Source organism: Amycolatopsis sp. M39, assembly GCF_001651785.1.
Classification (GTDB): Bacteria; Actinomycetota; Actinomycetes; order Mycobacteriales; family Pseudonocardiaceae; genus Amycolatopsis; species Amycolatopsis rubida.
On record NZ_LWSF01000040.1, the window covers coordinates 24659 to 51080 of the forward strand.

The following is a 26422-nucleotide window of genomic DNA, read 5'->3' on the forward strand; positions in this document are numbered from 1 at the left end:
TGCGTCAACCTTGGGTTGACCAGGTTGAGACCCTCAGGTGAACGGCAACCCCACGTAGTTCTCCGCCAAACTCGTCGCCGCCGCCCTCGACGAAGCCGTGTACCGCAGCTGTGACAGCTGCAACCGCCGGGCGAAAGCGTCCGCCCCCGGATCCACGTGCAGCATCGTCGTCATGAACCACGAGAAGTGCTCCGCCCGCCACACTCTCCGCAGGCAAGTGTCCGAATAGGACTCCGCCAGCGACGAATCCCCCTGCAGCAAAGCGGCCAAGGCCCGCGACAGCACCACCACGTCCGCGACCGCCAGGTTCATTCCCTTGGCCCCGGTCGGCGGCACGATGTGCGCCGCGTCGCCGGCCAGGAACAACCGGCCATGGCGCATCGGCTCGGTCACGAAGCTCCGCATCGGCGTGATGCCCTTGTCCAGGATCGGCCCCTCTTGCAGAGTGAACTCCCCCTCGACCGCCAAGCGCGCCGACAGTTCCGTCCAGATCCGGTCATCCGACCAGGCCGTCAGATTCTCCGTCGGAGCAACCTGAAGGTACAACCGCGTGACATCCGGGGAACGCATGCTGTGCAAGGCAAATCCCCGCGGATGATGGGTGTAGATCAGCTCCTCGTGCGACGGCGGTGTCTGCGCCAGCACCCCCAGCCAGGCGAAGGGGTACTCCCGTTCGAAAGTCGTCAGCACACCGCCTGGAATGGACGGGCGCGAGACACCGTGGAAACCGTCGCAGCCTGCCACGGCGTCGCATTCCAGACTTTGCCAGTAGCCAGCGGAATCCCGGTAACGCACAACGGGCCGCGAAGTGTCCAATAAGGACAGAGACACTTCCGAAACCTCGAAGTGCAACGGAAGAGCCGCGGCCTCGTGCGCGTCCACGAGGTCTTTCACGATCTCCTGCTGCCCGTACACCGTGATCGCCTTGCCGGTCAGCTCGGTGAGCGCGATGCGGTGATCGGCACCGTCGAACCGAAGCGAAAAACCCTCGTGCGGCAAGCCTTCCGCGGCCAACCGACCGCCGAGGCCGATCTCGGTCAGCAGGTCGACCGTCGGTTGTTCGCAGACCCCGGCACGCACGCGTTGCCGCACGTACTCACGGTCGCGGGCTTCGAGCACCACCGCCTCGACACCCGCCTGGTGCAGCAAGTACGACAGCAGCAACCCGGCCGGGCCGGCACCGATCACGGCGACCTGCGTGCGCAACGGGACCTCCGTATCAAGCCGCGGTGCGCGACTTCAGGTGTGCTTTCAGATCGAACGAGCTGGCTTCCAGATCCGCGTACGCCGGATGCGGTTCCACGGCGAAAAGCCGGCGCGCGGCGATGTGGTCCGGCGCGCGGTTGACCGACTCGACGGCGATCAGCACGTCGTCGCGGAAGGACAGCACCGAGAACTTCCCGGCGGACCGGTCGCCGGTCACCACGGTCCGGTCCGCGGCGTCGAGGATGCCCGCGATCTGCAGTTTCGCGCCGGTCTGGTCGGTCCAGAACCAAGGCAGGCTGTCATAGCGCGCCGGTTCCCCGGCGATCGCCGCGGCTACCGAACGGGCCTGGTCGACGGCGTTCTGCACGGATTCCAACCGGGTCGCGGCACCGGCCTGGACGCAGGGGAAGCACGCGCAGTCGCCGATCGCGAAGATCTTCGGGTCCTCGGTGCGCAGGTGTTCGTCCACGACCACGCCGTTGCGCACCTCAAGCCCAGCCGCCTCGGCCAGCGCCGTCTCCGGCAGCACGCCGACCGCGACGACCACGAGGTCCGCGGGCAGCCGTCGCCCGTCGGACAGCTCAACCGACTCCACGTGACCGGACCCGTGCAGCGCGGTAACTCCGACGCCCAGCAACAGCGTGTGCCCAGCCGCGCGGTGATGCTCGGCGAAAAACTCCGAGATCTCCGGCGACGCGACCCGCGCCAGCAGCCGGTCCTGCGCCTCCACCACGGTGACCGGACGGCCGGCGTGCGAGGCGAACTCCAGCCCGATGAAGCCGCCGCCGATCACCACGACGTCGCCCGCCGCGCCGAGCGAAGCCCGCAGCCGGTCGGCGTCCTCGCGGGTGCGCAGCATCAGAACGCCTTCGAGGCCGGCACCGGGCACCGGCAGCGCACGGTTGCGCGCGCCGGTGGCCAGCACCAAATGGTCGTACCCCAGCTCCGTACCGTCCTCAAGCCGGACTCTCGCCGCGTCCCGGTCGATCGCGGCGACCCGGCCGGGGACCAGCTCGATGTCCTTCTCCGCGAAGTAGTCCTCCGGCCGCAGCACTAGCTGCTCGACGCCCGCGCTGCCCGCCAGGTACGCCTTCGACAACGGCGGTCGCTGATACGGCACCCCCGGCTCGTCCCCGATCAGAATCACGCGGCCGGCGAACCCCTTGTCCCGCAAGGACGCCGCGGCCTGGAAGCCGCTTTGCCCGCTGCCCACGACGAGAACGGTCTCGGTGCTCATCTCGCTCCTCCCGACATCCCGGGCTCCATCTGAGCACACCTGGGCCAAGATCGTCGAGGAGCAGCGGTCACACCCGGTGCAGGAACGCGATCGCGTCCGCCGCCCCGACCGCGTCGAACGGCAGATACCCGCGTCCGTCGCCGGTCCGCGCGGGCAGATCGGGGTCGATTCCGGCGGTCTCGACCAGCTCACGGTCCTGGACCGTCGCGGCGAGATACGCCTGCAGCGTCCCCGGCGCGGGAGCTTCTACCCCATCGGACGAGCCGAAATCGGTGGCAATGAACACATACCGGGCACCGAGCCGGTGCGCGACCTGCGCGCCCGCGCTCCACCACTGCGCACCCACCATCGAGGCCGCGCGCCGCTGGAGGTGCTGGTTGTGCGCGGAGACGAAGGTGCCCGGCAACGCGAGCAGGTTGTCCGCCATCATCGCGTCGCGCTGCGCGCCGAGGCGGCCCATCCGTTCCGGCGAGGTGTCGGCCATCAGCGAGTGGTAACGGCAAAGCCCGACCGCGGTCCGGGCGAGCAGATCGCCGCCATCGGGCAACGCGGGCCGAGCCCGTTCGAACTGGCTCGCGAGATCGTCGGCGACCAACCGCAGCTCACGCGCGTCCGGACTGTCCCCTTTGGACTTCGCCCCATCCCACATCGCCGCTTCGTCCGCCCAAGCCGCGTCGTCGCCAGCCAGCCCCTCGATGGTCGCGACATCGTGCGGCACGTCGTCAAGATGCCTGGCCAGGAAGCCGTGCAGTTCGGTGAGCACCGCGCGCGGGCTGGGTGCGCTCGCCATCTCCAGCGGGGCGTCGAAGCCATGGAAGTGCACCTGGTCCTCGGGCTTGCGGCCAGCATTGTGGTCGCGCAGCCACTCGACCAGCACACGGTTCGACGGGAACGCTCCGAAGCCGTGGCTGAACCCGGTGGCCAGCACGTTGTCGAGGTCGCCTTCGCCGGTGGTCACGTAGCGGTCGACCAGCCGTCCGGCCAAGCAGTCGCTCTCCAGCGCGATCGAGCGGTAGCCGTGTTCGAGGACGAGGTGCTGGAAGATTTCGTTGCGGAACAACGGGAACGCTTCGGTCCAGTGCGTGGGCTCCCCCAGCCCGAGCAGGGTCGGCGAACGGTGCACGAGGAAGTCGTCGAGGGTCTTCATTGCTTTGACCGTATCGTTGAACTCTCGGTTGGCACTTATCCGCGAATCACCTGGTTGAATAGCGTGGAAACCCTCAAACCGGAGGTGACATGCGTCCGAAGGACCTCGCCCGCGAGCACGGCTTGTCGACCCAGGCCGTCCGCAACTACGAGGAGGACGGAATCCTCCCGCCCGCCGAGCGCGGACCGCAGGGCTACCGGACGTACGCCGAACACCACGCACAAGCGTTGCGCGCCTTCCTCGCCCTGCGCCCCGGCTTCGGCCACGCCCGCGCGGCAGCGATCCTTCGCGCGGTCAACGAGCGTTCAGAAGACACCGCGTTCCAGCTGATCGACGAAGGCCACGCCGAGCTGCTGCACGACCGCGGCACCCTCACCGAGGTCGAACACGCGCTGCGGAACCTGACCCGGGGAACCGGACGTGCGCCAGACCGTTCCGTCGATCGGCGCGCTCGCGCACCAACTGTCCGTGCACCCCGCCACGCTGCGCAAATGGGAGGCCGCCGGGATCCTCCAACCGGAGCGGGATCGAGCCGGAAACCGCCGCTACCCACCGGCCGTGGTCCGCGACGCCCGCCTCGCGCATCAACTGCGCCGCGGCGGCTACCCGCTCGCCCGGATCGCCGCGGTGCTCCAGCAGGTCCGGCACGCCGGCGGGGTCGCCCCGCTGGAAGAAGCCTTGCGCACCTGGCGTTCCCGGCTCACCGCCCGGGCGCACGCGATGCTGGTCGGGGCCGCCCAGCTGTCGCGCTACCTCGGCTGATCACTCCGGCAGCAACGGCCGCAGGAACGTCCGCCGGTACCGGATCACGCAGCCGCTCTCGTCCCGGATCCGGTCCGCCGCCACGAACTCCGGGTCCACTCCGAACAACGTCCGGTACCGCTCGTACGCGGCCAGGCTTTCGAAGCTGAACAACGCCCTTGCCTCGTCGCTGGCCCCTTCCGCGGGGAGGAAATACCCGTGGTGCACCCCGCCCTCGCGGCGCACCAGCCGCATCCACTCGGCGGCGAATCGTTCGAAGTCCGCGATCTTCTCCGGGTCGATCACGTAGTCGACAACGCAGGTGATCACGAGCGGCCCCAGACCCGCTCCGCCGTCGAAACGATCAGCTCCAGCTTCCGCAGCTGCTCAGTGGCGGTCAGGTCGTTCCCCTCTTCGGTGGAGGAGAACCCGCATTGCGGTGACAAGCACAGCTGGTCCACGTCCACGTACCGCGACGCTTCCTCGATCCGGCGCACCAGCGCGTCCGGGTCTTCCAGCTCCGGCCGTTTGCTGGTCACGAGCCCGAGCACGACCCGTTTTCCCTTCGGCACGAACCGCAACGGCTCGAAGCCGCCGGAGCGTTCGTCGTCGTACTCCAGGAAGAAGCCGTCCACCGCCAGCTCGCCGAACAGCGCCTCGGCGACGAACTCGTAGCTCCCGGACGCCACCCACGACGAGCGGAAATTGCCGCGGCACAGGTGCGTCGTCACGGTCAGGTCAGCCGGTTTCCCGGCGAGCGCGGCGTTGATCGTCGAAATGTTGCGCAGGTGCATGGTGTCCGGTTCGCTGCCCATGCGCGCGACGAGTTCGCGTTGCTCCGGGTCGTTGAGATACGCCAGGCTCGTGTCGTCCAGCTGCAGATACGTGCAGCCCAGCGCACTCATCGCCCGCAACTGCTCCGCGTACGCCGCGCTGAGGTCGGCGAAGAACTCGTCCAGCTCCGGGTACACGGTCTCGCTCACCGCCGCCCGGCCGCCGCGGTAATAGACCATGCTCGGCGACGGGATGGTCAGCTTCGGCGTTATCCCCGGGTCGGCGTGCGCCTTCAGGAACTCGAAGTGGTCGGCGAAGATCGGCTTGTCGAGACGCACCTTGCCCTCGACCTGGAGGCCCGGCGGGCTGAACTCCAGGTCGCCGGCCAGATTGTGGAATTTCACGTGCAGCCGCTCGTCGCTGCGCGAGACGCCGCCGAGCGCGTAGATGAAGTCCATGTGCCAGGAGGACCGGCGGAACTCGCCGTCGGTCGCCGATTCGAGCCCGGCCGCCTTCTGCATCTTCACGACGTCGCGGATCGCGTCGTCCTCGACGGCTCGCAGTTGTTCGGCGGAGATCTCCCCCGCCGCGTGGTCGCGCCGCGCTTCGCGCAGCACCGCCGGCCGCAGCAGGCTCCCTACATGATCGGCACGGAACGGAGGTCGTGCAGTCATGTCTGGCATGGTCACACACAAACCGGCGGTATGTGCAGCGATAATCCGGCGGGACCACACCGAAGGAGCCGCTCATGACCAACGCCGCGCACCCGGTCGACCGGGGCCTTCCCGCCGGACGGCTGCTTCTGCTCGGACTGCAGCACATGGCGATCATGTACACCGGCTGCATCGCCGTGCCGCTGGTCATCGGCAGCGCGCTGCATCTGGACACCGCGTCGATCGCGCTGCTGGTGAACGCCGACCTGTTCGTCGCCGGACTGGCCACTTTGGTCCAGTCGGTCGGCATCGGGCGGGTGTTCGGCGTCCGGCTGCCGGTGGTCGCGGGCGCGACGTTCACCGTGGTCAACCCGATGATCCTGATCGCCGCGCAGTACGGCCTCACCGCGGTGTACGGCGCGATGATCGCCTCCGGCGTCTTCGGGCTGCTGATCGCCCGGCCGTTCGCCGCGCTGATCCGGTTCTTCCCGCCCCTGGTGTCCGGGACGCTGCTGCTGGTCATCGGCATCTCGCTGCTCGGGCCCGGCACGGCGATGATCGGCGGGCACGACACCGGCGACCCGTCCTACGGCGATCCGGCGAACCTCGGGCTGGCGTTCGGCGTGATCGCGCTGGTGGTGTTGTTCACCCGGGTGCTGCGCGGGTTCCTCGGCCAGATCGGGCCGCTGGTCGCGCTGATCGCCGGTGTCCTGATCGCGATTCCGCTCGGCCGCACGCACTTCTCCGGCGTCGGCGACGCGAGCTGGTTCGGGCTGGCCTCGCCGTTCCATTTCGGAGCGCCGACGTTCCCGGTCGCCGCGGTGGTGTCGATGTGCGTGGTGATGCTGGTCTCGTTCACCGAAACGACCGCCGACCTGATCGCGGTCGGCGAGATCACCGGCCGCCCGGTCACGCCGTCGGATCTCTCGCGCGGCCTGGCGACCGACGGCCTGTCGGCGATCTTCGGCGGCTTCATGAACTCCTTCCCGGACACCGCCTTCGCGCAGAACGTCGGGCTGGTGCAGATGACCGGCGTGCGCAGCCGCTGGGTGGTCGCGACGACCGGCGGCATGCTCGTCGTGATGGGCCTGGTGCCGAAGATCGGCGCGTTCATCGCCGCGATCCCGGAGCCGGTCGTCGGCGGCGTCGCGGTGGTGATGTTCGCGATGGTCGGGGCGGTCGGCGTGCAGACGCTCAAGAAGGTCGACTTTTCCGGCAACCACAACGCTTTCGTGGTCTCCGTCGCGCTCGGTGTCGGACTGCTTCCCGCGTTCGGCCTCGACCGGTTCGGCAACTCGGTGTTCTTCCAGCACTTCCCCGCCTGGCTGCGGACGATCTGCGGCAGCCCGATCACCGTCGCCGCGGTGCTGGCCTTCGTGCTGAACCTGCTGTTCAACCACCTTGGCCGGAAGCGGGAGGAAGACCTGCTGCCCTAAGCAGCCGATCCGCGAGCCGCACGCCGATGCCCGGCTCGATCGGCCTGCTCAGCAACACCCGCAGGTACATCGGAGCGAGCACGTAATCCAGCAGGTCCTGCAGCTTCAGCGCGGGCTCGCCCCGGCCCGCGGCGGCGGTCAGCATCCGCTCCAGGTCCTCCCCGCGCGACAGCAGATGCTCGATCGGGTCGGCGTTGGTCCCGATGAACGTGATCAACGCCCGGACCAGCACCGCACCGTCCGGATCAGCGAGCGCGCGCTCGACCGCTGTCGCCCACTGCTCGACATCGCCGCGCAGCGACCCAGTGTCGGGCACCGGCGAGGCAAGGCTCAACCGCGCGACCGCGGCGTCGAGGAGCACGCTCGCACAACTGCCCCAACGACGGTAGATGCTGGTCGGATTCACCCTCGCCCGCTCGGCGATCTGCGGGATCCCCGCGGTCGTTTCGCCCTCCGCGAGCAGCTCGATCACCGCACGGTGCACCGCTTCGCGCACCCGCGCGCTACGTCCGCCCGGCCGAGTCACCCCACCATCCTAAAGCAAAGAGGCTGGCCTTAATGACCGGAGTGTGCGTAAACTAAAGGCAAATCAATTGGCCTTAAGGAGCACTCTGAGATGGTCAGCAAGATCCCGCCGGCCGAGCGCGAGGCCCTGCTCGCCGAACCGATCATCAGCGTCCTGAGCGTGACCGCCGAGCCCGGTCGCGCACCGCTCACCACCCCGATCTGGCACCAGTACACACCCGGCGGCGAGGTCACCGTCCTCACCTCGCCCGGTGCCCGGAAAACGAAACTGATCGAAGCCGCCGGCCGCTTCGCGCTGTGCGTGCAGGATCCGAAAACCATCCGCTACGCGACCGCTGAAGGCCCGGTCACCGGCATCCGCGCAGTCACCGAGGAAGACCGGCTCGCGATGGCCCGCCGATACCTGCCCGAGGAGACGGCGATCGCCTACGTCAAAGCCACTCCGCAGCAGAGCGAGAACATCGTGATCTCGATGCGCCCGGAACGCTGGAACACCGCTGACTTCAGCGACCTGACCGACGAACTCTCCTGACCCGCGCCCCGGTCGGCTCCGTTCCGCGGAGCCGACCGGGCCCCTTGTCCCCCAACCTTTTCCCCGGTACCGCCGTTCGGTCGCACTGCTGATCATGTCCGGCCGCCCTCGTTTCCCCGGCCGTTCGGGCAGCTCTTTCCTGGCCCGCTACGCACGCCGTCCCGGCCATGGCACCTTGTGCCCGAAAAGACCTTCGGACAGAAGAGGGCGCATGGACGGCACTTCCCTCATTCTCAATTCCGCCGAACGGACCAGAGCGGCCGAACTTTTGGCCCGGTTCACCGACAGCTACGAAAATTCACTCACCAGTCGCCCCATCGCCCCAGACGCGGACCGGGAAACGCTGGCTAAACTGTTAGCGGAACCGTTCCCGGAAGAAGGTCTCGGCGTCGAAGCATTCTTCGCCGACGTCGTAGACCGCCTCGTGCCCTACACCACCACGATCGCGCACCCAAGATTCCTCGCCTACGTACAAGGCCCGCCGAACGGCATCGGCGCCTACGCGGAAGCGATCGCCGCGGTACTGAACCAGAACTGCAACCTGTGGCAGATCTCCCCAGCCGCCAACGTGATCGAACGCTCCGTCATGGACTGGCTCACTGGCCTCTTCGCCATGGGCCCTGCTTCCGGCGGCATCCTCACCAGCGGCGGTTCCGGAGCCACGAAGGACGCGATCACCACCGCCATCGCCAACCGCCGGCCAGACTTCCGCGAACGCGGTCTCCAAGAAAACCGTGCCCCGCTGGTCCTTTACACCTCCGACGAAGCGCACCGCAGCGTAGTCAAAGCCGCGACACTGCTAGGAATCGGCTTGGCCAACGTCCGCGCAATCCCCACCGACGCCCATTTCCAACTGCGCGTCGACTTGCTAACCCGAGCGATCGCCGAAGACCGCGCCGCCGGAAAAGAACCGTTCTGCGTAGTCGCCACCGCGGGCACAGTAACCACCGGCTCGATAGACCCAATCGGCCCCATCGCCGACCTCTGCGAAAAAGAAAACCTCTGGCTGCACGTAGACGGTGCGTATGGCGCACTTTTCGTCCTGGCCGATTCAACCCGCGACGCACTGCTCCCGCTTTCCCGAGCAGACTCCGTCACCCTGGACCCGCACAAGCTGCTGTTCGCCCCGCTGGAAGCAGGAGCCCTGCTGGTCAAGGACATGGCAAAACTACGCGCCGCCTTCGCCTTCTCCTCCTCGTCGTCCTACCTCACCGCAATCGACGACGCCCACCTGCTCGACTACATGGACCACGGCCCGCAACTTTCCCGCAGCTTCAAGGCGTTGAAGGTCTGGGCCGCCCTGCGCACCTTCGGCGTAGGCACCTTCCGATCAGTCACCGAACGCTGCCTGACCCTGGCCAACCGCCTAGGCGCACACATCGCCGCCGCCCCCGGCCTGGAGTTGATGAACCCAGTCACGCTCACCGCAGTCTGCGTCCGAATGCCCGGCCGCACCGCCGAAGCACACGCAGAACTCCTCACCAGACTCCACGAAGAAGGCACCGCGATGCTGGGCCCAGCCAAGGTCAACGGACAGCCCTGCGTCCGCGCCTGCGTCACCAACCACCGCACCACCGAGGCGGACATCGACCTACTGGCCAACCGCCTAACCGCACTGGCCGCACTCTGAGCCCGCCCCGCGAAACCGCGGGCAATGCACCCAACCAGCCCTAAAGGCAAATGATGTTCAAAACACAAGGCGGCTCGTGACTGCTCGGCGACGACGGCTGGCTGGAAGTCGACGGACCCGACGTGGTCGACGACGGCTGCGTCGGCCCGGCCGGACCGGTCGTTTCCGGCCGCTCGCTCGACGACGGATGCGCCGGAGCGGAATCAGCCGGGTGATCCGCGGTGCTGTGCTCGCCAAACGGATTGACATTCGCCTTGCCAGAAGGCGCGTCCCCGACCCCGGCAGTGCCCTCTTCGGTTTCCTCGCCGGTGGGCGTCGGCGGGTTCGTCTCGTCGACGCCGCCCGCGCCGCCGGTGCGGTCCGGCATCTCGATCACGCGCATCTCGGTGATCCGGGCGGCCCCGTCGTTCGCCGTGGTCCCGTACGAGACGAGCATGGCCGCCGCCCCGCAGCCGACGATCACCGCGAGCATCACCGAAACCATGCGCCACCTGGACCGGGACGGCGGCGGAATCCGTCGTTCGTGTCCTTCGCGCACCAACAGCTCGGCGACCGAAACCTCGTCGTTCACCAGCGAGACCTTTCACCAGGAGTGGCCTATTCCTACCGGATGCGGCCACCGAACGGGTGACAAAGAGTGAAACCTTCTACCCAGAGTGCTCACTCTAGCGGGTGTGAATCACAGCGCATTCACAGCTGCGCTTAGCCAAAATCCCAGCATGCCCAGCCACTCTGGACGCATGTCGCTGCGCGAGCCGGATCCGGCACCCCGCCCGGCACGCACTGCTGCCACCACCGGAACCCCCCGGAAGTGGCGCTCCTTGACGTGGTTGCGCGCACGGCCGTCCGCCGTCCCGATGGCCGGGAAGCCGGGGCCGGGCACCGAAATCCCCGAACCGGCCACCACCGCGGCAGCGACCCCCGGCAGAGCAGGCGGCACCCCGTTGGTCGAGATCATCGACGGATCCTCGCGGCCTACGGCGACCGCCGTGCTGGTCAAGAACGACCCGGCCGCCAGCTCGCTCGGACTCGTCCAGCCCGCGCCGAGGCTTCCCTTCCTGGCCGCCGTCCCCGCGACCTGGCGGCCCAAGCGAGCCTGGCTGCGCCTCGTCCCCAGCCCGCGGTCCACGCCGTTCACCTTCGGCTACCTGGTGCTGCTCCTCGGCACCTCGCTGCTGATCCGGTTCGGCAGCTCCACGCTCACCGGCAAACTCCTCACGGTCTCCAGCACCGACGCGCACAACATGGCGCGCCACCCCCTGACCGCACTCCTGACCAGCGCGTTCTGGATCGCCGGCGGCGGCTGGCTGCCGTACGCGGTGATCTTCGCGATCGCGGTCGCCCCGTTCGAGCGGCGGTTCGGCGGGCTCCGGACGGCGCTGGTCTTCTTCAGCGGGCACGTGCTCGCCACGATCGCCACCGAACTGCCGGTGATGGCCCTGATCCACACCGACGTGCTGCCGCATTCCGCGGGCCGCTGGCTCGACATCGGAGTCAGCTACGGCTTCCTCACCACCGCCGGCGTGCTCGTCGCGCTGCTGCGCGGGCGGGCTCGGATCGCCGGGATCGTGGCCCTTGAGCTATTCGTTATCGGCGTCTACGTGACCGACGACCCGGCCAGTCTCGCGTCCGTGGTGACCGTCCTCGGACATGCCTGTGCGGCCCACTTCGGCCTGCTCGTGTGGGGTCCGCGACTGCGCAGCGTGCCCCGCATCGCCCGATAGCACCCGCCGGCGGCGTCCGGACGAGTGACGCAAGCAGCTGCCCGTGCGGATATACACGGGCTTCACTCGGTGGTGTAATCGACGGGCCATACGCCGACAAGGGGGATCGGAAGCACCATGGAGGCTGACGCCCTGGCCGGCGAACCGGGTGGAATCACCCGGCGCGCCCAGCTCGCGGGCCTGCGGCCGGACGCCGGCGCGGGGGTCCTGTTCTCCCTGCACGCCTCCGAACCGGCGACCCTCACCTGGCTGCCCGGCCTCGACGCGGTGCTCGGCCTCCCCGGCGCGACCGGCAAGGAGCTGTGCGACCGGCTCACCGAACTGCTCCGCCCGCTCACCGCGAACCTCCGCCGCACCCCGCCCGGCCGCGATTTCGAACTCGAACAGCCGCAGGACGGCCCCGACGGCACCCCGCGCCGCATCCGGCTGCGCGCGCGGACCGTCGGCGAACAGGACCACACGACCGGCCTGCTCGGCGTCGCCTCGGCGGTCGCGGAAACGGCGCCGGAGAAGTCCGACCTCGCGGAGCTGTCCGACCGGTACCGGTTGCTGATGGAGCAGAGCCCGGACGCGATCTGCGTGTACTCGGGCGGTGTCGTCACCTACGCCAACCAGGCCGCGCTCGACCTGTTCGCGGCACGGGCGGCGCACGAGGTCGTCAGCCGCGAGTTCGCGGACTTCGTGGCGGCCGAATCCACGCAGCTGCTGGAGGATCCCAGCGCGGAACCCCGCGAAGCGGTGCTGAAACGGTTGGACGGGAGCAAATTCGTGGCGGAGACCGTTTCGGTGCGCACCAGCGACTCGAACCCGCCGTCCTACCAGGTGGTGATCCGCGACAGCACCGTCAAACACGCCGCCGCGGCCGCTGTCCACGCACAGGAAGCGCTGGTCACGCACGTCAGCGACGCCATCGTCACGATCACCGCCGAGGGCATCGTCACCGGCTGGAACCCGGCCGCCGAGACCGTCTACGGCTGGCCCGCCCCGGAAGCGCTCGGCAGGCGGGTGCACGAGGTACTCGGCATCGACCCGGACCCGGCCTCGATCCGCGACGGCGTCGCCGAGCAAACCCACCGCGGCCGGGACGGCTCGCCGCGGCAGGTCCGGGTGTCCGCGACCGAGACCGTCGACGGCTTCCTCCTCGTCTGCACGGACGAAACCGCACGTCGCCGCGTAGAACAGCACTACGCGACGGTCGTCGCCGCACTCGACGAGGGCGTACTGGTGATCGGCCCGACCGGGCTGATCCAGTCGGCGAACCCGTCCGCCTGCCGCATCCTCGGGGTCCCCGAAGCGGAGCTGCTCGGCGTGCCGTGCACGACGCTCGTGCTGTTCGACGAGGACGGCAACCGGATCCCGGACGACGAGCTGCCGTCCATGCACACGCGCCGCACCGGGATCACGCACAACGGACTGGTCGTGCGCCTGCGCCGCCCCGACGGCCGCGACGTGTGGGTGTCGTTGACGTCGCGGTTGCTCGATCCGGACGACCCGAAGGGCGTCTCGGTGGTCACCTCCTTCACCGACATCACCGAACGGCGCGCGATCAGCGCCCGGCTGGCCCACGAGGCGACGCACGACCCGCTGACCCGCCTCGCCAACCGCACCCTGGTCCTGGACCGGCTCGACCGCCGCGACGGCGCCGAGGAGGCCGCCGTGCTGTTCCTCGACCTGGACAAGTTCAAGCTGATCAACGATTCGCTCGGCCACCCGGTCGGCGACCAGGTCCTGCGCATCGCGGGCGAACGGCTGCGCCGCGCCACCGGCCCCGAGGACGTCGTCGGCAGGCTGGGCGGCGACGAGTTCGTGGTCGTGACGTCCGCGACGACCGGTCCGGCGCAGGTCGGCGTGTTCGCCGCGCACCTGCGTTCGGTGCTGGCGGAACCGGTTTCGGTGCACGGCAGGCAACTGCACCTGGACGCGAGCATGGGCATCGTGCTCGTGGAGCCGGGCGACCGCCGCAGCGCGGAGGACCTGCTGCGCGACGCGGATGTCGCGATGTACCAAGCGAAATCCCGCGGCCGCGGCCGGTTCGAGTTCTTCGACGTCGCCCTGCGGAGGCGCATGCAGCGTCGGCTGCGGATGGAACAGGACCTCCGCGACGCTGTCCACAGTGAACAGTTATGGCCCGCTTATCAGCCGGTGGTCGACCTGCGCACTGGCGAAATGGTCGGCGTCGAGGCCCTGCTGCGCTGGACCCACCCGAAACACGGCGCGATCTCGCCGGCGGAATTCATCCCGCTGGCCGAGGAAAGCGAACTGATCAACGTACTGGGCAAGTACGTCCTGCGCGACACCACGCGCGAACTGGCCGCCCTGCGCACCGGCCGGGGCCTCGACCTCAGCTTGAAGGTCAACCTCTCGGTCCGGCAGCTGGACGACCCGCACCTGGTGCCCGCGGTCCGCGACGCTCTGGCCACCACCGGCCTGCCGCCCGGCTCGCTGACGCTGGAAGTCACCGAAAGCGCCCTCATGCGCGATACGTCGGCGGCCGCGGAAGTGTTGTCCGCCTTGCGTTCCCTCGGTGTCCTGCTGGCGATCGACGACTTCGGCACTGGCTACTCGTCGCTGGCCCAGCTGCGTCGGCTGACGCTGGACACGCTCAAGATCGACCGCTCCTTCATCACTGGAATCGCAGATTCCCGCGACGCGGCCGCGATCGTCACGAGCATCATCGCGATGGCGCACGCGGTGGATCTGACAGTGGTGGCGGAAGGCGTCGAAACCGCGGAAGAGCTTGCGCTGCTGCGAGAACTTGGCTGCGACCAGGCCCAGGGCTATCACCTGGGCCGGCCGCTGGCCGCCGCGGAGTTGTTTCAGTAAGTCTTGAGCAGCGCCGCCAGCTCGTCCTCGGNCGTCCTCGGCAAGGAAGACGTCGAGGTCCTCCAGCGTCTTGCCGAGATCGACCGGTTCGATCGTGCGCGTCTCGACCGTGCCGTCCGGGCGGCTTTCCTGGTACTCGCGGCCGAGCAGCCGGCGGAACCGCCCGGGTTCGAGCCGCATCACCACGACTCGCCCGGTGAACGGGGATTTCGGGTGCGTGGACGTGTAGTGGTGGAACACCTGGTAGTCCAGCGGACGGCTGTGCACCAGCGGAAGCACCTCGTGCAGGTCGTCCCAGCCATCGGCGTCCTGTTTCTGCAGCACCCACCAGCCCTCGCGCAAGGTCATCCGGTGCCTCCACCCGGCCTGGTCCACCTCGGCCCCGTCGATCAACGGCATCGGCACCAGTATCCCGGCACCGAACCCGACGTCCACGAGAAACTGTTGCCCCTCAACGGTAATCACGAGCGTCATGTGCGTATACGGACCGCTCTTGCGCGGCTGCACCCGCGCGACCGTGCGCTGCACCTGGTAACCCAGCTGCTCCGCGACGGCCGCGAACAACCCGGCCTGCTCGTAGCAGTACCCGCCCCGGCGCCGCCCGACGAGCTTCTCGCTGACGACCTCCAGCTCGATCCCGCGATGCCGGCCGATCACCACGTCGACGTTCTCGAACGGGATCGTCTCGACGTGCGCCTGCGCCAGCCGCCCCAGCGCCGACGCGGACGGTTCCTCCCGGCGCTGCCCCACGCGGGCGAGGTAGGCGTCGACGTCTGCTGCCTCGATGTTCCATTCCCCAGCCATGCGATCAGTCTGCAACCTCCAGCCAGCTCTAGGTCAATAGTCACCCAGGGTCACAACGGTTGTGACTGGCGCCACTCTCTGGTGTGATGTAGCCCCGATGCCTACCGGTCAGTAGCACACGTTCGAGTGAGTGCTGGCCTTCTCGAAGGGAGCCCGATGAAGACCCCTCGACCACTGGCCCGGGCCAGTGCGGTGACGGCACTGGCGACCGCCGCCGCGTTGCTGCCCGCGACCGCGTGGGCGGCGGCCCCGACCTGGGCCCCGGCCGGCACCGCAGCCGTGCACCCCGGGGTGCAGACGCACACCAACGGGGCGCAGTGCACCTCGAACTTCGTGTACAGCAACGGAACCGACGTGTTCCTCGGGCAGGCCGCGCACTGCTCCGGCACCGGCGGTTCGACCGAAACGAACGGCTGCTCCGCCGGTTCGCTCCCGATCGGCACCCCGGTCGAGATCACCGGGGCGAGCAAGCCAGGCACGCTCGTCTACAACTCGTGGCTGACCATGCAGTCCCGCCACGAAGCGGACGCGAACACTTGTCAGTACAACGACCTCGCACTCGTGAAGATCGACCCCGCGGACGTGTCGAAGGTCAACCCGAGCCTGCCGTTCTGGGGCGGGCCGACCGGCGTGCACACGACCGGCACGAAGCAACTGGGTACCGTGCTCAGCTACGGCAATTCAGAACTGCGCGGCGGGATCACCCAACTGTCCCCCAAACAGGGCACCAGTTTGGGGGACACCGGCAGCGGCTGGAGCCACACGGTGCTCACCGTGACCCCCGGCATCCCCGGCGACTCCGGCAGCGGCTTCCTCGACCGTGACGGCAACGCACTCGGGGTGCTGAGCACGCTGAACCTGCTGCCGCAGCCGGGCACGAACGGCGTTGGCGATCTGTCGCGCGAGCTGCAGTACGCGAGCGCGCACAGCGGGCTCGGGACAGTCCAGCTTGTTCCGGGGACGACCAAGTTCCGCGGGCCGTTGATCTAGCTTCGAGTTCGCGGCCACCGGCGTGCCCGGCACGATTCAGCTCGTGCCGGGCACGATCCGGTTGTGTGGCCGAGCGCTCGTGAACGCCCACGGCGAGCCGGGGACCGGACCGGCTCGTGCTGGGCACGACCAGGCTCCGTAATCCCGGTAAGACTTCCAGGAAACCAAGCGCTGCAACAGGTTCTGCGCCGGGCGATCCGCTGCTTCGCGGTACGCTGGTTTCTTGGTCACCTGGTACAACTCGACCGCCGCCAGCAACGCACCGTAGTCGTCCTGGATGTTTTCCTTGCCGTCATTGGTCATCTCGACGTTGTGCTGCTCCAGGAATTCGAACGCGGCTTTCGCTGTCGCCAGATACTCCTCGTGCGAGTAGTCGCCCGACGCGTCCAACGTCGCCGCCGCAGCCAGCGCCGCGATCGCGACCCCGCCGCCCTCGCGGTAATTCACCTGGACAGGCTCGCCGTCGCTGTTCGCGAGGACGTACCGCAGCTTCGGATCCTTCGGCGGTCCAGGCTGGATGACCGAGGCGACGAAGGTGCCGCCGTCAAGTTTGACCCGGCGCAGGTAGTCGGGGTCGCCGCGCGCGGTGAGCCGCTGGTACGCCTTGGCCAGCACCCAGGCAGTGAGCGGGATCTGGAGAGTGTTGAAGTAGCTGCGGTCCGACAGCTGCGTGAAATGCTCGCCGAAGTCGCCGGTCGCGTCGTACCAGGCGCCGTGCGCGTCCATGACCTGCGTGGTCTTGGGGCCGATCGACGCTTGCCGGTCCCGGCGATCGAACCGGTCCGAGCTGCGGGTGCCCTTGAAGTAGTGCACGACAGGGGAGAGCGTGTAGCGCTCAAGCACCAGCTGATCGATGCGAAACGGCTGCGACCGCCCGTCCGCGGCGAGCAGGACGTACTCGCCCTCGGTCTTCAGCGCGGAGAAGTCCGCGGTCCAGTAATGCCGGTCGTCCTATCCCGGGACCTGAGCCGTCGGGTGCGGGCTGCCGGTGAAGGCGACCTTCCCGATAGCGACGTCCGCGACGGTAAACCTCGGGATCGCCCGCGGCGATTCGATCGCGAGCACCGCCCGCTCGGGCGCGCCGGGTGCGTAACCGACGTTGTTCGCGTAAACCGCCACCCCGGATCGCCCCTCGACGGCCCCCGCCTCGGCTCCGAACGGAGTCATCGCCCCCACTGCCCCGACCCCCACCGCCGCCGATCCGGCAACATCTCCCGGCATACTCGACCTCCGGTGGTCCAGACCTTTTGAGAGGTCATTGCGGCTAAGTAGCGATCCAGCGGGTTGGCAAAACTGCCGCCGAACGGCGACCGCCTGGCAGATCGAGGCGACGAAAAAGCCCCCATCCGCTGGATGGGGGCTGCTTCACCGAAATTCGCTGTGGCCAGGGCCGGGGTCGAACCGGCGACCTTCCGCTTTTCAGGCGGACGCTCGTACCAACTGAGCTACCTGGCCGGGAACGCCGGCTAGGAGCCGAACGATCTTGCGACCCTGACGGGACTCGAACCCGCGACCTTCGCCGTGACAGGGCGACGCGCTAACCAACTGCGCCACAGGGCCTTACTGGTACTGCGTACTCCCAACGGGATTCGAACCCGCGTTGCCGCCTTGAAAGGGCGGAGTCCTAGGCCACTGAACGATGGGAGCCCGATCGGTTTCGGTGGACCGACCGACCGCGCTCTCAGGTGTTCCCCTGGGAGCGATTACAAGCATAGGGCACGTTCCAAGGGCTTTGCACGGGGGGTTCATTAAGCGATCGGCGAGCCTCCTGCCTGCGGTAACGCCAGCACCAACGATCCGGCCGCGCCACCTCCCGCCGATCGGCCGCTTCGAAGCCGGGCCCGGCGACCGGTGTGCGCCACGCCACTCTACGCCGGAGACGGTCGCGCACGCCGGGAATCCGGGCCTTCCCGGCCACCGAGACACGAGTTCGGGCAGTTCGTCACCAGGACGGCGAGCCGGACGCGCTGGCGACCGAACACCGGCAGCCGGCTCCGCCCGGACCCGCGAACCCAGCGTCCAGACCCTCAGCGCTGCACGGGAGCCTGACCGTCGTCGCCCGGACTCAGCCCGAGCATCTCCAGCAACTGCGCGCAGTCCTCCACGTCGAGCGCGCCGGCCGCGACGGCCAGGCGGGCTCGGCGGACCTGGTCGTCGGAGACCCGTTGCCCTTCCGACGACCCGCGCTGCGCCGGCACGCCGCCGGACAGTGACGTGCTTCCCCCGTCGGCACCTTCGTACCGAAGGAGGAACTGACGAACTTCGACCGATCCGCTCATGGCCCCTCCGTGCGGTTCGCAACAACTGGCCGCGAGGCTAACCAGCGACGAGCGGCACCGGCAGCCCCCCGGAGAGTGAACCTGCGAACACTCTCCGAAGCTTCCCTGGTAACGCATTCCAAGATCGCGCAGAACGATTTCTCCCGGCTTCCCCTCGCCGATCCCCGGAACTCGTGCAACAATCGGTGTTGCTGACACACCCCCGGTCAGCGCCTGTGGAGATCCCCTCCGACCCCCGCGTTCCTCCCCCTGGCGCGGGGGTCTCTCCATTTCCGCACATCGGCACTGACCTGCGGATCCACTCCCCGTACCCTGATCAACAGACAGTCGCGAAATGCGTTTGCCGGCTGGGCTGAACAGGTGATCGAATTAGGCTTGCCGGGCATAGAAATGCGTGTGTCGTGGCTCACAGTGGTTTCCTTGTCGAGACCCAACCGTTATCGTGACCGCGTGCCTCTTCCCTCCCTCGGCCGCCTCAGCAGCCGCACGAATCTCAAAGCCGTCTCGAGCGGGCGGCATCGCAATGCCGCCAAGGCCGTCGGCGACGAAGTCGTCGAGGACAAGGAGCTCACCAGCTACCTCGCCGCCCTCGCCCCGGACTCCGACCCGGAGAGCACCGGAACCGGCAGCCGCTTCGGCGACGCGCAGGTCTACCAGCTGCGCATGAACCTCATCGCCAGCCAGCAGCTCAAGGACATCGCCGTCGCCAGGAACCTGACCCCGCAGGCCCTGGCGCAGGAATGGATCCTGGAGCGTCTCTCGTGGGAGGGCCAGGCCGCCTCCGCCCAGGAGCGCCGCCACTCCGACGCGATGACCGACGAATTCCACTTCCCGGCGGAGACGTTCGAACAGCCCCTCGTCGGACGCTGATCCCCGCCCCCCCCCGAACGAAAACCCCCGGCTTCCCCCGACGGCCGGGGGTTTTCCCTTTTCCGGAGTCGCCGCAGAGCCGCGGTTCCGGTGGGTGGGACGCTGCGGTCTTGGCCGCGGAACGGGCGGCGCGGCGGGCGGCGGAGGATGGCAGAGGGTGGCGAGACCGCCGCGCCGGAAGCCAGCGGAAGCCAGTTGCCGGAAGCCAGTTGAGGAGCGATGGGCCCGGCCGCTGCTGTCGGGTGGCGGCAAGATGGCGGCAAGGTGTGCGATCACCTGGCAAGAGCGGCGCAGCGCAGCATGAGTCGCGAGCGGCNGTAAGCGGCGATCACCTGGCAAGAGCGGCGCAGCGCAGCATGAGTCGTAAGCGGCGATCACCTGGCAAGAGCGGCGCAGCGCAGCATGAGTCGCGAGCGGCGATCACCTGGCAAGGACGGCGCAGCACGAGTCGTAAGCGGCGATCACCTGGCAAGAGCGGCGCAGCGCAGCATGAGTCGCGAGCGGCGNGGCAAGAGCGGCGCAGCGCAGCGTCGTGAGCAGCGATCACGGTTAAAACCGTGCTTGCCACTCACGAGAGCCCCGGCCTCCAGCCGCAGCGGCCAGCGCCACCCAACCGGGTCAGACCACACAGCCCACCCACAGTCGAGCAACCATCCGTTCCGGCGTCGCCCGTCCGTGCCGGAAGCCTCGACGAGACCCGCCAAACCAGCCCGCAACCGCGAGCCCAGCCCGGTAGCCCGCCCGAAACCCCAGCACCCGGTGGCGCACCCGCACACCCGGCAACCGTCGACCCAACCCCGCCCGGATCGACCGCGGTAACCGTCGCTCCAAACATTCCCCACAACGGAACCCGCAATGAAAAAAGGCCCCGACGGGAAATCCCGTCGGGGCCCTTCTTTCAGGCCTGAGAAAACGCGCGGGCCTGACTCAGATCGCGCGGACCTTCTGGGCCTGCGGGCCCTTCTGCCCCTGGCCGACCTCGAACTCCACTCGCTGGTTCTCCTCAAGGGTGCGGAAGCCGCGTCCCTCGATCTCCGAGTAGTGCACGAAAACGTCGCCTTCGCCGCCGTCCTGCGCGATGAAGCCGAAGCCCTTCTCCGCGTTAAACCACTTCACAGTGCCTTGCGCCACCGCTGTACTCCTCGTAACAGATCCGCTTCGAATGCCACCGAAGCGGCACCCAGGCCGTCCCGGGCGGTTCCAACGAGACGAGCGAAGAGCTTTTCGGCCCCACGGCTCGCGTCAGAAGTTCCGCGAGTGTGAAGCCACGAACACGCAAAACGACGGCCTGGTCAGCAGCCTACCGGGATCTCACCAAATCTGAACCCCGTTGATCGCAAGGATCGGTTCCGACGTGCGCGCATCACCGGAACGTCGTATCGCCGCCTACGCACCGCTGTCGGACCCCGCGACTACTCTGATCCAGTACACCCAGCGCATTTCGGGGATGCACAGTGCGCGGTCGGTCGAGCCGCTTCCGTAATGGTCACTCGGTGCAGTGTGATGCTGGTCACCCCGTTTCCGGTGAACGTGAAGGCATCTCGGGACGTCTGGGTGTTCGGGGTACCAAGGGGAGATTGGGGATCGGTGTGACAATCCGACACTTCGCACGCCGCCGGGCCGGCGTCGCGGTGCTGGGCTTGATCGCCGCGCTGACGCTCGGGGCGTGCAGCAGCGGCGGGTCGAGCGTGAACGCGGGCGGGACCGCGGGCGGCGGGCCTACCGAGGCGCCGGCCACGCCGGTGAAACCGGCGGCCGTGGCGCTCACGCCAGCCTCCGGCACAGGCGACGTGGCGCCGGGCGAACCGGCGAAGGTGACCGTCGCGAACGGCACCATCGGGGCCGTCACGCTCACGAACGCCGACGGCAAACAGGTACAGGGACAGCAGTCCCCGGACAAGAAGAGCTGGAGCAGCACCGAAGATCTCGGCTACGGCAAGACCTACACCTGGTCCGGGCAGGCCATCGGCGAGGACGGCAAGCAGGTCCCGATCAACGGCTCGTTCACCACGGTCAAACCGCGCCGCCAGATGCAGGGCAGCCTGAACGTCGGCGACGGGCAGACTTACGGCATCGCGATGCCGATCGCACTCACGTTCCCGAGCGCGGTCAAGGACAAGGCCGCCGTCGAGCGCGCGCTGTCGGTGGAAACCACGCCGAAGACCGAGGGCGCGTGGGCGTGGCTCAACGGCAACACGTCGGTGCACTGGCGGCCGAAGGAGTACTTCAAGCCGAACACGAAGGTCATCGTCTCGGCCAACGTCTACGGCGTTTCGATGGGCGACGGCGTCTACGGCAAACAGGACGTCTCGGCGAGCTTCACCATCGGCCGGTCGCAGATCGTCAAGGGCAACACCCAGGAACACACCATGCAGGTCATCCGCGACGGCCAGCAGGTCATGGACTTCCCGGTGAGCTACGGCCTCGACTCCGACCCGGGCCGCGTCACGCACAGCGGCACGCACGTGGTGATGTCCAAGCACGCGACCTACTCGATGAGCAACCCGCGCTACCACTACACCGACGTGAACGTGCCGTGGGCGGTCCGGATCTCCAACAACGGCGAGTTCATCCACGGTCTCGCGGGGTCGATCTACGCGCAGGGCAAGCAGAACATCTCGCACGGCTGCCTCAACCTGTCGCCGAAGAACGCGAAGATCTACTACGACAGCGTCCTTCCCGGCGACCCGGTGGAGATCTCCGGCAGCACCCAGCAGCTGGGCCCGAAGGACGGCGACTACAGCGACTGGACCTATGACTGGGCGGCGTGGACCAAGCTGTCGGCGCTGGCCGCCTGAGCACAACCGAACAAGCGCCAACCGGACGGCCGGGAGCTCTCGAACGCTCCCGGCCGTTCGCTGTCCCGGCCGGAAAAATCCGATGCAACCCCGGCGACCGCCGACCGCATGACTAGAGCAGAGAGGCGCCACCCGGCGCTCGCCTGAACCAGGAGGAAACTCGTGCGTGTTCGCTTCGCTCTCGCCATCGGTTCGCTGCTGCTCGCCGGAGGCGCGCTGACCGGCGGCGCGGTCGCTTTCGCCGCGGACGCCCCGCCCTCGGCGCAGCCGGCCCCGACGAAGACCGCCCCGGCCGAGCGGCCCACCGCTGCCCCGGCCCCGGTGCCCACGGAACGCCAGACCGCCGCCCCGGCCGCGCCGAGGGTCGCCGCCCCGGGGCAGCCCGCGAAGTCCAAGCGCGTCCCGACCGCCGTGCCCGCGGGCCCGACCGGCGACCTGCACCTGCCCTCGGTCTGGGGCTGATCGCCCGGTGCCTTCCCGCTCCCGTCCGGCGTCCGGGCAGAACTCGTCGTGGGACGGCGAGTTCGCCCGGTACTTCGGCGAGCGCGCGCACAGCCTGCGGTCCACGGCCTACCTGCTGTGCGGGGACTGGCACCGGGCCGAGGATCTCGCACAGGCGGCGCTGCTCAAGCTGTACCTCGCCTGGCCGCGGCTGGCCCGGCACGACGCGCTCGACGCCTACGCGCGCAAAATCGTGCTGCGCACTTTCCTCGCGGAAAACCGCCGCAGCCGCTGGAAACGGGAGCGGCTCACCGACGCACCACCCGACGTCCCGGCTCCTGCCGCCGAGACTGAGCACGACCAGCTGATCCAGCAGGCCCTCGCCGTGCTGGCCCCGCGCCAGCGCGCGGTGCTCGTGCTGCGGTACTTCGAGGACCTGTCCGTCGAGGAGACCGCCGCGGCGCTCGGCTGCCGGACCGGCACGGTGAAAAGCCAGGCCGCACGCGGTCTGGCCACCCTGCGGACCCGGCTGGGTCCGCATTTCGAGGCACTGCCCGTGCCTGGAAGGAGGTGAACGAGATGGTCTCCGATGATGCCGAGGATGTGCGCGCGCTGTTCGCTCGCACGCCGGACGGCCCGCCCATGCAGGTCGGCGCCGCGGACGTGATCGTGCGCGGTGCCGCCGTCCGTCGCAGGCGCAAGCGCTGGGCGGTCGCGGGCAGCTCCGCCGCGACGGTCGCGGTAGTCGTGCTGGCCGGTCTCGCGGTGGGCAGCCGCGGGACCGAGCAGCCGCCGGTCATGCCTGCCGGACCGGGGCTCGCCACCGTCTCGCCCGCCCCCTCCAGTCCGGCCGCGCCGACGAAGGCGCCGTCGGATCCGGCACAGGTGCCGACACCCGGTCCGGAGGTGAGCCCGGGTTCGCCGGACAGGCAACCGCCGGCGGAGCCGACCGGTCCGCGAGCGGGCACGTCCCGGGTGCCCGCGCCCCCGCGAGCGCATCCGACCGCGGGCGAACGGGCCCCCGCGGCTATGCGTTCACCTGCGGGAAGCACCTCGTTACCCAGCTCGACCTCCAGGTGAAACGCATTCGCGGCAAGAGTGGTGGAGGTCACCAGATCAAGTGGGTTTTCGACGAAATATCCCAGGCTTCCGGGGCGATGTTCTCAGTGACGGCCGGAGCGGCCGTCGAACCAGTCGCTCAGCCGGCACACCATTGGCCGGCCCGAGAACCTGAGGAGGAAGCACCATGGTGCTCGTTGCACTGATGATCGAAACCGTTGTTGCCGTCGTGGTCGCCGGTGGCCTGGCAGCTTGGGCCCGCAAGCGCTTCGCTCCGCAGGCGGTCGAGGCGACGCAGAACAGCTGACTCGCAACCGAAAAACCGCCCTCTGTCCTTAATGGACGGAGGGCGGTTTTCGGGTCGGCTCAGCCGCTCATTTGCCGGCGCCGACGAACTTGCCGCCGGTGTCCGCGGTGTCGATCTGCTCGATCGGCACCTGGGCCGTCTCCGGGATCTTGATGATCGGGACCAGCGCTATGAGCGCCGCGGCGATCAAGTAGTACGCCGGCCAGTCCGCGTTGCCGGTGCTGTCGATCAACGCCGTGACGATCACGCCGCAGGTACCACCGAACAGCGACGTCGAGATGTTGTAGCCGATGGCGAACGAGCCGTAGCGCACGCGCGTCGGGAACATCGCCGGGAACGTCGAGCCGATCACCGCGAGCAGCAGCGCCAGCAGGATCGCCACGACCAGGAAGCCGATGATCAGCCACAGAAGGCTGCCCGTCTGCATCAGCTTGATGCTGGGCCAGCTCAGCACGATGAACCCGATCGCCGCGGTGAGCATCAACGGTTTCCGGCCGATCCGGTCGGACAGCGCGCCCAGCGGGATCAGCAACGCGAACTGCACCATCTCCACGCCGATGATGATCAGGCTGGATTCGGTGTCGCCGATCTTCAGCGTGTCGGTGAAGTACGACGGCATCGTGGTCAGCAGCATGTAGTCGGCGATGTTGACCAGCAGCACGATCCCGATCAGGTTGAGGATCATTCGCCAGTTGCGCTGGATGGTCTCCTTGAGCGGAGCCTTCTCCGCCTTTTCGCCCGCCGCCTCGAGCCTGCGGAACTCCGGCGTGTCCTCGAGCTTCGACCGCAGGTACAGCCCGATCGCACCGATCGGAAGCGCGATGAAGAACGGGATCCGCCAGCCCCACGAGTCGAACTGTTCGGTCGTCAGGGACAGCGAGGTGATCAGCACGGTCGCGTTGCCCAGCACGTAGCCGGCCAGCGTGCCCATCTCCAGGAACGAACCGAAGAAACCGCGCCGTTTCGTCGGCGCGTATTCCGCGATGAACGTCGCCGCGCCGCCGTACTCGCCACCGGTCGAGAAGCCCTGGATGAGCCGCAGCAGCAAGATCGCGATCGGAGCCGCGATGCCCATGCTGTACCCGCCTGAGTACGTCGGCAGCACGCCGACCAGGAAGGTGCAGCCGGACATCAGCAGAATGGTGAGCGCGAGAACCTTCTGCCTGCCGAGCTTGTCCCCCAACGGGCCGAAGAACGCTCCGCCGAACGGTCGTACGATGAAGCCGACTGCCAGCAGGGCAAGCGATTTCAGCACCGCGTTGCCCTCGCCGGGGAAGAACAGCGTTCCGATACTCGTCGCGATCGCGCCCGAGGTGAACACGCCGTAGTCGTACCACTCGGTCGCATTACCCATCGCGGACGCGATCACCGCGCGTTTGACTGTTCTCTGATCGACCTCGGGTTTCCCCGTCTTTGGCTCACTCATCCCGGCGGTGACCTCCTCCTGCACACGTCCCGGTCCATCCCGTAGAGCACATTTCCCCAGTCTTGACCTGTTGAACCAAGCTGGCAGGGTGAGTCGCGAAATTTCTACCGTGCGGAATTTTCCGACTACCCTGCGCTCAGGAAATGCGACCGCGCCGGTCAGGGCGGGTGCCGGCGGGTCCTTCCGCCGGGTTAACGTCGTCCCATGAGTCCTGTTTCCGGCCCGTGGCCGCCCGTGCCGGTGGAGCCGCCGGAGATCCATCCGAAAGCCCCCGCCCCCGGCACCGAACTCGGCGCCCACTTCGCCGAATGCTTCGGCTGCGGCGACGAGGTAGACGACGGCCTGCACCTGCGCTCAGCCATCGGCGAGGGTTACACGGTGCACTCGAAGTTCACCGTGACCTCCGCGCACCAGGGCGCGCCCGGACTCGCACACGGCGGCCTGCTGGCGTGCGCCTTCGACGAGGCGCTCGGCTCGACCGTCGGCAACCTGCTGCACCGCCCCGCGGTAACGGGAAAGCTTGAGACGGACTTCCGCCGCCCAGTACCGGTCGGGTCCACGTTATACATCGAGGCCCGGCTGGACGGAGTCGCCGGCCGGAAAATCTACGTCAGCGCGGACGGCCACCTGGACGCCGCGGACGGCCCGGTAGCGGTGAACGCCCGGGCGGTATTCATCGCCGTGGGCTTCGAGCACTTCAGCACCCACGGCGACCCGCAAGCGCTGGAGAAGCTAGCCGAACAGCACCGCCGCAACAAACGCGAGTGGGACATCAACCCCTGACCCCTCGCCCCAGTCGAACCCTCTCGACGTGCGTGAGGGCCACCCTCATTGACTCTGATTCCCGCAGGGTTCCCCTCACGNGGCCCGCGAGGGGGCCCCTTCACGAACGCGGGTTCCCTCAAGAAGCCCCTCACCGCCCCACCCGCAGACCGCAGCCGACGCACCCACCATCGAGGCACCCAGCCCCTCCCCGCAGCCGACGCACCCGACCATCGAGGCACCCAGCCCCTCCCCCGC

General features: G+C 68.4%; 24 protein-coding genes, 3 tRNA genes and 2 pseudogenes. 13 read left to right on the forward strand and 16 right to left on the reverse strand.

Features of this window, described 5'->3' with window-relative positions; translation table 11 throughout:
- Positions 1-33: 33 nt before the first annotated feature.
- From A4R44_RS43070 to A4R44_RS43080, 3 genes are all read right to left on the reverse strand, one after another.
- Positions 34-1206 carry a 4-hydroxybenzoate 3-monooxygenase gene (locus A4R44_RS43070; protein ID WP_067594899.1) on the reverse strand — a complete coding sequence of 391 codons (1173 nt, stop codon included), beginning with the start codon at positions 1204-1206 and terminating at the stop codon, positions 34-36.
- Between the two features lie 13 nt (positions 1207-1219).
- The gene (locus tag A4R44_RS43075) at positions 1220-2443 is read right to left on the reverse strand and encodes an NAD(P)/FAD-dependent oxidoreductase (protein WP_067594902.1); all 1224 of its coding nucleotides are present in this window, start codon (positions 2441-2443) and stop codon (positions 1220-1222) included.
- Positions 2444-2510: 67 nt separating this feature from the next.
- A complete protein-coding gene (locus tag A4R44_RS43080) occupies positions 2511-3590 on the reverse strand; it encodes an erythromycin esterase family protein (RefSeq protein ID WP_067594904.1) in 1080 nt (359 codons plus the stop codon).
- Positions 3591-3679: 89 nt separating this feature from the next.
- On the opposite strand from A4R44_RS43080, the pseudogene A4R44_RS43085 reads away from it, so the two are divergent.
- Positions 3680-4352 (forward strand): annotated as a pseudogene (locus A4R44_RS43085) (MerR family transcriptional regulator).
- Here the strand turns inward: A4R44_RS43085 and A4R44_RS43090 are convergent.
- Entirely contained in the window at positions 4353-4661 is a 309-nt protein-coding gene (locus A4R44_RS43090; protein WP_067594907.1) for an NIPSNAP family protein, read from the reverse strand. It lies immediately after the preceding pseudogene.
- Complete coding sequence (locus A4R44_RS43095) at positions 4658-5779, reverse strand: 5-methyltetrahydropteroyltriglutamate--homocysteine S-methyltransferase (protein ID WP_067594910.1); 1122 nt, start codon at positions 5777-5779, stop codon at positions 4658-4660. The genes A4R44_RS43090 and A4R44_RS43095 overlap by 4 nt, the downstream gene beginning before the upstream one ends.
- Before the next feature lie 74 nt (positions 5780-5853).
- Here A4R44_RS43095 and A4R44_RS43100 point away from each other — a divergent pair, with 74 nt between their 5' ends.
- Complete coding sequence (locus A4R44_RS43100) at positions 5854-7194, forward strand: nucleobase:cation symporter-2 family protein (RefSeq protein WP_067594913.1); 1341 nt, start codon at positions 5854-5856, stop codon at positions 7192-7194.
- Here A4R44_RS43100 and A4R44_RS43105 read toward each other — a convergent pair.
- Positions 7151-7720, reverse strand: a complete 570-nt coding sequence (locus tag A4R44_RS43105) for a TetR-like C-terminal domain-containing protein (RefSeq protein WP_067594916.1) — start codon at positions 7718-7720, stop codon at positions 7151-7153. The genes A4R44_RS43100 and A4R44_RS43105 overlap by 44 nt on opposite strands.
- A gap of 90 nt (positions 7721-7810) precedes the next feature.
- On the opposite strand from A4R44_RS43105, the gene A4R44_RS43110 reads away from it, so the two are divergent.
- Positions 7811-8251, forward strand: coding sequence for a pyridoxamine 5'-phosphate oxidase family protein (locus A4R44_RS43110; protein ID WP_067594919.1), 441 nt, complete (start codon positions 7811-7813; stop codon positions 8249-8251).
- 211 nt (positions 8252-8462) lie between these two features.
- Positions 8463-9881, forward strand: a complete 1419-nt coding sequence (locus A4R44_RS43115; RefSeq protein ID WP_067594922.1) for a pyridoxal-dependent decarboxylase — start codon at positions 8463-8465, stop codon at positions 9879-9881.
- Positions 9882-9921: 40 nt separating this feature from the next.
- Here the strand turns inward: A4R44_RS43115 and A4R44_RS43120 are convergent, their stop codons facing one another.
- Positions 9922-10452, reverse strand: coding sequence for a hypothetical protein (locus A4R44_RS43120; protein WP_067594925.1), 531 nt, complete (start codon positions 10450-10452; stop codon positions 9922-9924).
- Positions 10453-10600: 148 nt separating this feature from the next.
- On the opposite strand from A4R44_RS43120, the gene A4R44_RS49755 reads away from it, so the two are divergent.
- Together A4R44_RS49755 and A4R44_RS43130 are read left to right on the forward strand one after the other, a co-directional pair.
- On the forward strand, positions 10601-11605 hold the full coding sequence (locus tag A4R44_RS49755) for a rhomboid-like protein (protein WP_232792052.1): 1005 nt from the start codon (positions 10601-10603) through the stop codon (positions 11603-11605).
- A gap of 117 nt (positions 11606-11722) precedes the next feature.
- Positions 11723-14428, forward strand: coding sequence for an EAL domain-containing protein (locus A4R44_RS43130; protein WP_095213987.1), 2706 nt, complete (start codon positions 11723-11725; stop codon positions 14426-14428).
- A 123-nt stretch (positions 14429-14551) separates the two neighbouring features.
- Here A4R44_RS43130 and A4R44_RS47115 read toward each other — a convergent pair.
- Positions 14552-15232, reverse strand: a pseudogene (locus A4R44_RS47115) (arylamine N-acetyltransferase); the annotation flags it as partial.
- A 156-nt stretch (positions 15233-15388) separates the two neighbouring features.
- Between A4R44_RS47115 and A4R44_RS43135 the strand changes: the two are divergent.
- Complete coding sequence (locus A4R44_RS43135) at positions 15389-16222, forward strand: hypothetical protein (RefSeq protein ID WP_067594928.1); 834 nt, start codon at positions 15389-15391, stop codon at positions 16220-16222.
- 36 nt (positions 16223-16258) lie between these two features.
- Here A4R44_RS43135 and A4R44_RS43140 read toward each other — a convergent pair whose 3' ends face one another.
- The 6 genes from A4R44_RS43140 to A4R44_RS43165 all read right to left on the reverse strand — a co-directional run bounded on the left by A4R44_RS43140 (position 16259) and on the right by A4R44_RS43165 (position 18501).
- Positions 16259-17065 (reverse strand): glycoside hydrolase family 9 protein, encoded by an 807-nt coding sequence (locus A4R44_RS43140; protein ID WP_067594932.1) that lies wholly within the window; start codon positions 17063-17065, stop codon positions 16259-16261.
- Positions 17066-17173: 108 nt separating this feature from the next.
- Positions 17174-17389, reverse strand: a complete 216-nt coding sequence (locus A4R44_RS43145) for a cellulase N-terminal Ig-like domain-containing protein (RefSeq protein ID WP_067594935.1) — start codon at positions 17387-17389, stop codon at positions 17174-17176.
- Positions 17390-17603: 214 nt separating this feature from the next.
- Positions 17604-17677: transfer RNA gene (locus A4R44_RS43150), tRNA-Phe, on the reverse strand.
- A 31-nt stretch (positions 17678-17708) separates the two neighbouring features.
- Positions 17709-17782, reverse strand: a tRNA-Asp gene (locus A4R44_RS43155).
- A gap of 14 nt (positions 17783-17796) precedes the next feature.
- Positions 17797-17869: transfer RNA gene (locus tag A4R44_RS43160), tRNA-Glu, on the reverse strand.
- A 380-nt stretch (positions 17870-18249) separates the two neighbouring features.
- The gene (locus A4R44_RS43165) at positions 18250-18501 is read right to left on the reverse strand and encodes a hypothetical protein (RefSeq protein ID WP_037807458.1); all 252 of its coding nucleotides are present in this window, start codon (positions 18499-18501) and stop codon (positions 18250-18252) included.
- 450 nt (positions 18502-18951) lie between these two features.
- On the opposite strand from A4R44_RS43165, the gene A4R44_RS43170 reads away from it, so the two are divergent.
- Positions 18952-19371 (forward strand): hypothetical protein, encoded by a 420-nt coding sequence (locus A4R44_RS43170; protein ID WP_067594937.1) that lies wholly within the window; start codon positions 18952-18954, stop codon positions 19369-19371.
- 927 nt (positions 19372-20298) lie between these two features.
- Here the strand turns inward: A4R44_RS43170 and A4R44_RS43175 are convergent.
- Positions 20299-20502: a cold-shock protein gene (locus A4R44_RS43175; RefSeq protein WP_003097368.1), complete on the reverse strand. Its 204-nt coding sequence runs from the start codon at positions 20500-20502 to the stop codon at positions 20299-20301.
- 458 nt (positions 20503-20960) lie between these two features.
- Here A4R44_RS43175 and A4R44_RS43180 point away from each other — a divergent pair, with 458 nt between their 5' ends.
- From A4R44_RS43180 to A4R44_RS43195, 4 genes are all read left to right on the forward strand, one after another.
- Entirely contained in the window at positions 20961-22169 is a 1209-nt protein-coding gene (locus A4R44_RS43180; protein ID WP_067594940.1) for an Ig-like domain-containing protein, read from the forward strand.
- A 162-nt stretch (positions 22170-22331) separates the two neighbouring features.
- Positions 22332-22631, forward strand: coding sequence for a hypothetical protein (locus tag A4R44_RS43185; RefSeq protein ID WP_067594946.1), 300 nt, complete (start codon positions 22332-22334; stop codon positions 22629-22631).
- Positions 22632-22638: 7 nt separating this feature from the next.
- Positions 22639-23184 carry a SigE family RNA polymerase sigma factor gene (locus A4R44_RS43190; protein WP_067594949.1) on the forward strand — a complete coding sequence of 182 codons (546 nt, stop codon included), beginning with the start codon at positions 22639-22641 and terminating at the stop codon, positions 23182-23184.
- Positions 23185-23189: 5 nt separating this feature from the next.
- Positions 23190-23690: a hypothetical protein gene (locus A4R44_RS43195; RefSeq protein ID WP_143132350.1), complete on the forward strand. Its 501-nt coding sequence runs from the start codon at positions 23190-23192 to the stop codon at positions 23688-23690.
- 353 nt (positions 23691-24043) lie between these two features.
- Here A4R44_RS43195 and A4R44_RS43200 read toward each other — a convergent pair whose 3' ends face one another.
- Positions 24044-25402, reverse strand: coding sequence for an MFS transporter (locus A4R44_RS43200; RefSeq protein ID WP_067594964.1), 1359 nt, complete (start codon positions 25400-25402; stop codon positions 24044-24046).
- A 204-nt stretch (positions 25403-25606) separates the two neighbouring features.
- On the opposite strand from A4R44_RS43200, the gene A4R44_RS43205 reads away from it, so the two are divergent.
- On the forward strand, positions 25607-26185 hold the full coding sequence (locus A4R44_RS43205) for a PaaI family thioesterase (protein ID WP_067594954.1): 579 nt from the start codon (positions 25607-25609) through the stop codon (positions 26183-26185).
- Positions 26186-26422: the final 237 nt, after the last annotated feature.

Bases quoted from the DNA above. Each gene is read 5' to 3' on its own strand.
- A4R44_RS43080 (WP_067594904.1), bottom strand. From the start codon at position 3,590: ATGAAGACCCTCGACGACTTCCTCGTGCACCGTTCGCCGACCCTGCTC.
- A4R44_RS49755 (WP_232792052.1), top strand. From the start codon at position 10,601: ATGCCCAGCCACTCTGGACGCATGTCGCTGCGCGAGCCGGATCCGGCA.
- A4R44_RS43100 (WP_067594913.1), top strand. From the start codon at position 5,854: ATGACCAACGCCGCGCACCCGGTCGACCGGGGCCTTCCCGCCGGACGG.
- A4R44_RS43195 (WP_143132350.1), top strand. From the start codon at position 23,190: ATGGTCTCCGATGATGCCGAGGATGTGCGCGCGCTGTTCGCTCGCACG.
- A4R44_RS43115 (WP_067594922.1), top strand. From the start codon at position 8,463: ATGGACGGCACTTCCCTCATTCTCAATTCCGCCGAACGGACCAGAGCG.
- A4R44_RS43200 (WP_067594964.1), bottom strand. From the start codon at position 25,402: ATGAGTGAGCCAAAGACGGGGAAACCCGAGGTCGATCAGAGAACAGTC.
- A4R44_RS43205 (WP_067594954.1), top strand. From the start codon at position 25,607: ATGAGTCCTGTTTCCGGCCCGTGGCCGCCCGTGCCGGTGGAGCCGCCG.
- A4R44_RS43110 (WP_067594919.1), top strand. From the start codon at position 7,811: ATGGTCAGCAAGATCCCGCCGGCCGAGCGCGAGGCCCTGCTCGCCGAA.
- A4R44_RS43095 (WP_067594910.1), bottom strand. From the start codon at position 5,779: ATGACTGCACGACCTCCGTTCCGTGCCGATCATGTAGGGAGCCTGCTG.
- A4R44_RS43135 (WP_067594928.1), top strand. From the start codon at position 15,389: ATGAAGACCCCTCGACCACTGGCCCGGGCCAGTGCGGTGACGGCACTG.
- A4R44_RS43075 (WP_067594902.1), bottom strand. From the start codon at position 2,443: ATGAGCACCGAGACCGTTCTCGTCGTGGGCAGCGGGCAAAGCGGCTTC.
- A4R44_RS43145 (WP_067594935.1), bottom strand. From the start codon at position 17,389: ATGACTCCGTTCGGAGCCGAGGCGGGGGCCGTCGAGGGGCGATCCGGG.
- A4R44_RS43130 (WP_095213987.1), top strand. From the start codon at position 11,723: ATGGAGGCTGACGCCCTGGCCGGCGAACCGGGTGGAATCACCCGGCGC.
- A4R44_RS43165 (WP_037807458.1), bottom strand. From the start codon at position 18,501: ATGAGCGGATCGGTCGAAGTTCGTCAGTTCCTCCTTCGGTACGAAGGT.